This is a genomic window from Crateriforma spongiae (assembly GCF_012290005.1).
GTDB lineage: Bacteria > Planctomycetota > Planctomycetia > Pirellulales > Pirellulaceae > Crateriforma > Crateriforma spongiae.
Genome location: NZ_JAAXMS010000020.1, coordinates 1 through 6703 on the forward strand (window position 1 = coordinate 1; position 6703 = coordinate 6703).

The 6703-nt window shown below is 55.0% G+C and carries 6 protein-coding genes; all 6 read left to right on the forward strand.

Annotation, left to right across the window (positions count from 1 at the left end; genetic code table 11):
• Positions 1-554, forward strand: a 554-nt coding sequence (locus tag HFP54_RS24890; RefSeq protein WP_206036401.1) for a hypothetical protein, incomplete at its 5' end; no start/stop codon positions are given.
• A 731-nt stretch (positions 555-1285) separates the two neighbouring features.
• Entirely contained in the window at positions 1286-1675 is a 390-nt protein-coding gene (locus HFP54_RS24895) for a hypothetical protein (RefSeq protein WP_168567264.1), read from the forward strand.
• A 43-nt stretch (positions 1676-1718) separates the two neighbouring features.
• Positions 1719-2309, forward strand: a complete 591-nt coding sequence (locus tag HFP54_RS24900; RefSeq protein WP_168567265.1) for a hypothetical protein — start codon at positions 1719-1721, stop codon at positions 2307-2309.
• 67 nt (positions 2310-2376) lie between these two features.
• Positions 2377-2898: a hypothetical protein gene (locus HFP54_RS24905; protein ID WP_168567266.1), complete on the forward strand. Its 522-nt coding sequence runs from the start codon at positions 2377-2379 to the stop codon at positions 2896-2898.
• Between the two features lie 116 nt (positions 2899-3014).
• Entirely contained in the window at positions 3015-3386 is a 372-nt protein-coding gene (locus HFP54_RS24910; protein ID WP_168567267.1) for a hypothetical protein, read from the forward strand.
• Positions 3387-5164: 1778 nt separating this feature from the next.
• Positions 5165-5731, forward strand: coding sequence for an RDD family protein (locus tag HFP54_RS24915; RefSeq protein ID WP_168567268.1), 567 nt, complete (start codon positions 5165-5167; stop codon positions 5729-5731).
• The last annotated feature ends 972 nt before the right edge of the window (positions 5732-6703 follow it).

Consider the following 6703-nt stretch of genomic DNA (forward strand, 5'->3'; position numbering starts at 1 on the left):
CGCCGAAAGATCACGCCGTTCCACGTACGACTACTTTAGCCTCTAGCGCTTTCACGGAAGGACTTATGCGAAACCAGAGACTACGCCACCTGATTCCGGCGATGACGGTGCTTTTCACCGCGATTGCTGCTTTCGGACAGGTCGAAAACCACCTTGCGACTGATTTTGATCATTCACGGATTGAGAAAACGCGAGGGTTCATGCGTGGATCTGCCGCGTTCCCTTCTTCAATCACGAACGCATGGACATCATTCGGAACTCAAGATCTCCGCGAGACACCCCAATGGTTACCTGATGACAATACGCCCCCTTTGTCACCGCGCGATGCCGTGCTTGTGGCCCAAGCGACCGCCGAGAACTGGTATTCCGGCCACGACAATATCACATGGATGTTGACCAAGATTGCCTTACTGCCTCTTGAGTCCGGCAATGGCAAGTGGTACTGGCAGGCAACAATCGAGGTCACGAAAGACGGTCGGGAAAGGGACGTCGACGTCGTCATTCGGATGGACGGAACTGTTTTGACGCGGGTGAACGCTCCAGGCAGTAAGTGAATGGCGAACCATGGGTTGCAACGGAGGCCGCGAGTTGACATTTTTGAAGTGGTGAGTTATTCGCGCGGCCCCGCTGAACCCTGCCGTTATCCGAAATGAATTCCGCATGACGGAGAATCCATACTCAACGCCGACATCCGGCACGCAATCACTATCCGCCACGGGGGAAGACTACTGCGAAAACCCCTCAACGCTTGCTTCGATTGCAAAGCCGACGTTCTTGGCCTGGGAACGCATGAGAGTCGTGTACATCGTACTGCTTGGAGCACTGACTCTAATTCTTGCCGTACGAAGCCTTGCCAGATTTCGGACACTCTTCTTAATCGCCGAGGGCGCGATCGTCGCCAACGTCTGCTACTTCGCTGGGCCAATTGTCGAGACCTACGTTCGCTGGCTTGGGTATGATCGAAAGTGGGTCCGATGGCTCCTGTTCCTGTCCGGCACTACGTTGGTAGCTATTCTCGCATTCGCTACACTCGGTTCGCCGTTCTTACCCGATCAAGACTGACCCATGCTGGCGGATAACCAACGGATGCACACGGAGCGGCGATGGTTGGTTTTTTCAAATGGTAGATTGTCTCTCGCCGCCCGGTGATCCTGGACGTTATCCGACCAAGACTGCCTGAAGCGACACCGCACGCGCCGACCTTGCATCACGCAATGGCTCGCAAATCCCAATTGCACACCGTACCCTGCGAAATCCAATATTACGCTCAGCCGTTACGATAGCGTTGACCGTCGTCGTGCTCACGGCGACTGCGGTCGCATTCTTCCTTGCGATTCACTCCGTTTATCCTGTGCTTCCGATTGACTATACCTTTTACATTCGCCTTTACGCTTTGATTGGCATCGCCTCGGGGATTGCGGCGTCATATGTTCGCTACCTTGTCTCAAACGCTCGCGTGTCACTGGGATCGATTGCGATGTTGTTGGTGATGCCGTATTGCTTCGTCGTTTTTCTCGCAATCGACGTGAACCCGCCTGTAGCTGCTTTGGCGACACTGATGTTTGGCTTTATCCTGATCGCTGGCTGCCTTGGCCGCTCTACGCTGACTCGACGTGTTTCTGCGGATAACTATGCCGTGCACCGGAGCGGCGGCAATCCGTTTGCTGATGGTTAGCTTTTCACTCGCCGCCCGGTGACGGCGGACGTTCCCCGACTGAATGCCAATGATCGCACTCGGCTACATGGCGAAACGCATCGTGGAGCGTCCCGATTGGTTGGACGTTCCATCGGTTCGCGACGTCTACGCCGTTTCTGACTGTATCTCGCCAGACTTCACGGACTACATCACCTTTTGGGCGCACAACGGATTCTGGTTTTTCGACAAGCCTTCACGGATTACGCGTCTGTGTTCGCAGCACGGCATCGCGTTGGATGATCTCACGTTCGTTTACTACGAAGCTCATCCACAACAATTCAAGAATGACGATCACACTTGGCATGGCTTCGGCCCGCATTCGGACGTTAAGACCGATGTTTCGCCGCCAATCAATCCGCGGTTGCTTGGGTTCGACATCGTCTGCTACTCGATGCAAAACTCGCCTGAATGCTCGCCTCTGTCCTGCAACCACGTTGCGGCGAACGTCCGGGTAAACACGCACTGTCTGATCGACACGCTTGACTATGCTATCGAATGCCTCGAAACTGGAATCTTTGACAACGCGGAACCCGGCCCGATGCGGGTCATCGCGGTTTACACGCTCGAATCGAAGGCGGACGGGGAACCATCCGATGCAACCGAGTCGCGGTAGCGGGGCGTTTCGAAATGGAAGATCAACCGCCGCGACCGGCTGATCGGTACCGTTACGCCACTGAAGAATGATTTTTGCAAACGCTGGTGTTCCGATGATCGCGTTGCACCTACCAGCAATGCTCGCATTGCTGGTACCGATCATCGCGATTGAGTATCTCTACGGTCGCTACACACTCGGAATTGCCAATTCACGCGTGCTCAGTGGTGTTGCCAGTGCCAATCTAGCTTCAACTTTGATTGGGATACCGACAACTTGGTTTTTGATGGTCGTACTCAACATCGCGACAACGGGCGGTGAATCTAAGGGACTTGATACGCTTCCTGAAAAACTCGCCTCCGTCGTGCTCCAGTCAGCTTGGCTCGTGCCCTATGAGACAGATTTGGACTGGATGATTCCAGCTGCAACGCTAACTCTGCTTGTGCCTTACTTTTTTGCGTCCGTGTTCATAGAACGACTTATTCTGTGCAGGGTTTGGAAAGGGGCGCCCGAAGATGGAATACCTACTTTCGTTTGGCGTGCGAACGGACTTACGTATACAATGCTGGCACTTGGGACGGGAGTGATGCTAGCACAGGCGTTGATCTAGCGGAAACGCGCGCGTAACCATGCCGTGAACCGGAGCGGCGAAGTCGGGCGTGTTGACAATCGAGAATCTTCCGTCGCCGCCCGGTTACGGCTGACGTTCGCCGACCGATACTCTTGATGCCACGCAGAACACAACGTCCACTCTTGCAACGGTCGATACTTCAAATCGTCGTCGTAACCCTGCTGCTTTCAACCGTTGTCAGCTGCAACAAATACGATCACGTCAAGGCCCAGACCGCGAATCAACGTGCCATATCGCTTGCCTGTCAGCTCTATCACACATCGTATGGAACGTACCCGGGCGAACTGAGTGACCCTGGACTTGCACCCTTTCTCGATGGTGACTTCGCGCCGCTGGTGGACGAATGGGGCAACCACGTACGCTACCAGCTGACGGATACTGGGTTCGTGCTTACCTCGCTTGGTCCCGACAAACAATACGGAACTCCGGACGACATACGCATAACTGGACCTCAATCCGATCTGTGACGACAGGCCCAACTCGCAATGCAATGGGCGGCGAACCATGAATTGCACGGGAGGACGGGAGTCGTGTTTAATGGTCTGCTTGCGAGTCTTTCGCCCGTCCCCCGTGAATTCCGCCGTTCGCCGATGAAGGAAGCACGGATGCCGCTACATCACTCCCGACAGGTGGCCACCGTGTTACTTGTCACAACACAACTCGTGGGCTGCGTCGGCAACTCAAAACGAGTCACCTGGCGTCACGAAGACCCAATGGCAATGGAAACGTCCGTCGCTTCGCTCGTGCCAGCCGGGATGTCAATCGATGACGCAATCGCCCGTATGGAAAACGAGGGATTCGACTGCACCGTGACCCGGAATGGTACGTTTCGCGAGATGAGGCATTGGTCAGATGATGGACCCGACCACGACAACTTGGACTTTATTCGATGCCGCCGCACCAACAGCAATGCTGGATTCTTGATGTCACGGATCTGGAACGTCGCTATACTTCTTGACGGAGACGTGACCGAGGGATCGGTGCTCGTGTCGCACTTTGTGGACGGTCCGTAGCCGGCTTCAGTGCCACATGGCCGTCAACGGGATTTTGACCTGACAATTGCGGCGAACCAAGCAATGCACCCGAGTCGCGAAGTCGGGCGTTTTGGCAATTGAGAATCTCTCGTCGCGACCGGGTGATTGCAACCGTTACACGGGGTTGGCTCTGATCGGCATCAGGCTTTGATGTTCGGATGCGCGGTCGGCCGGCTTTGATGGTGAATCAAGATCGGATGCGGTGTGATGTATGACTTTGCCGTAAAACACATTGGCCATGCTCGGTCATTAGCCGCATCGCAATGTCGACTGAACGCAGAGACGATCACCACGTACCGACGCATTGAATCGATTGACGCCTCAAGCAGCCTAAGTGTTCGCGTCGGAACGTCGCGATCTTCAAGCCGGTTCAAGCGTTGTTGGCGCGGTCGATTTGGTGAATGTGCTACGTTGCCCGATTCGTCCTGAATTCCACCGCGGTCTCGGGGCTCCCTACGCCGCCGGCCGCTGGATGTCTTCTTTGCGTGCCTGGCCGCCGGCTTCGGCACCCCCGATCCCGCAACGCTTTGGCCGACTTCGACAGGAAGAAACTCGATGCTTCAAGCCGTGCGATGTTGCCGGCTTGATTCGATGTGTAACAATGCGTTCAACCGAAGCGGGGTTAAGCCGTTTTGGACGCTTCGCTGACCACGTTTCCACGCCCCCGCTCGGTTAACGCGACCGTTATCGGACAGAAAGAACTTGCACGAATTGACCGTTGCCGATGAGTGAGGTTGCGTTTACCAAGGACCGATTCGCAGAGACTATGGCGACGCTAGCGGCTGGTGGTGTCACATTGACCGCGATCGACTCTGAGCCCGTGCAACGACGGAACAGAACTTGGCAGCGATACGAAGCGTCACGTGATGCTGCAATGGCGATGCTCGTACTACATACTCGATGGGAGTTGCCTGATCACATCGTATTCATTTTGTCGCGCGACATGCGGCGGATTTGCAAGCCGTCGACATGGTCCGTTGACACGAAACTCGTAAAGGAACTTGATCGGCGACTTCTGGATGCAGACGGCTGGTATCTCGGAGATGGGAAAGGCTGAATTATGACGCGATCTACAAGACTGCCGATAACCAAGCGGTGAACCGAAGCCGCCGTTGACGCGTTTTCTGAAATCATTGTTTTTTGGCGGCGGCTCGGTTACCGCCGTCGTTATCCGAATGAATCTTCACGCTCTTCGATCGACGTCAACCTGAATGACAACCGACAACTCGCTTGGAAACGGCGCATACTACGAATCGGACGATTACGCCGGATTCATGCGACGGGTTGGCGTATTGGTGATCGACACAATTGTGATCTTGATCGCCGGTGTCTTGCTTTGGATACCGCTACTAACGATTTCCTGGAATCTTAGCCAAACATTTGATCCGTCTGGCCTATTCTTCTTGCTTTGGGCCGTTTTAACCTGGGTTTACTTGGTACCGCTAAAAAGCTCGCGTTTACGAACAATTGGATACCGCTTGTTCGATCTGATGATCGTCACCACACGGGGCGAACGTCCGTCGCTCTTTACGATGACCTTTCGCATGCTGATGTGGCTGTTCGGACCATTCAACTTTGTTCTCGACTTGATCTGGCTTGGGGCCGACACCGAGGGCCAATCCTTGCGCGACTGCTATGCTGGGAAGTACGTACTTCGTAATGGCGCTGAACCGATCGGATTTGCGCCCGTTCATCTGACCCGGTACAATGGTGCCGGGCTGAATTTGGCATACCCACGTGTCGTCCGCCCCAAACCCGATAGCGTTGACGACGGATAACCATCGCATGCACGCGGAGCCGGGCTTGCGTGGTTTCACGAATGGAAAACTATCACTCCCGGCCCGGTGATGCGGGTCGTTACACGGGTTTGGCTCTGATCGGCATCAGGCTCTGATTTTCGGATGCGCGGTCGGCCGTCTTTGATGATGAATCAAGATCGAATGCGGTGTGATGTGTGGCTTTGTCATGAAACGCATTGGCCGTGCTCGGACATTAGCCGCATCGCAATGTTGACTGAATGAAGAGACGATCACCACGTACCGACGCATTGGATCGAATGGCTGTTCAAGCTTTGACTTTGTTTGCATCGGAACGTCGCGATCTTCAAGCCGGTTCAAGCGTTGTTTGCGCGGTCGATTTGGTGAATGTGCTACGTTGCCTGACTCGTTCTGGAATTCCACCGCGGTCTCGGGGCTCCCTACGCCGCCGGCCGCTGGATGTCTTCTTTACGTGTCTGGCCGCCGGCTCCGGCAACCCCGATCCCGCAACGCTTTGGTTGGCACCACAATGAAGAAATACGAAACTTCAGGCCGTGCGATGTTGCCGGCTTGATTCGATGTGTAACAATGCGTTCAACCGAAGCGGGGTTGAGCCGTCTTGGACGCTTCGCTGACCACGTTTCCACGCCCCCGCTCGGTTAACGCGACCGTTACACGGGGTTGGCTCTGATCGGCATCAGGCTTTGGTTTTCGGGTGCGCGGTCGGCCGGCTTTGATGGTGAATGGAAATCGAATGCGGTGTCATGTTGGGCTTTGTCGCCGAACGCATTGGTCGTGCTCGGTCTTTCGCCGCATCACAATGTTGACTGAACGCAGAGACGATCACCACGTACCGACGCTTTGAATCGATTGATGCTTCAAGCTGTGAGACTGTTTGCGTCGGAACGTCGCGATCTTCAAGCCGGTGCGAGCGTTGGTTGCGCGGTCAATTTGGTGAATGTGCTACGTTGCTTGACTCGTCTGGAATTCAAT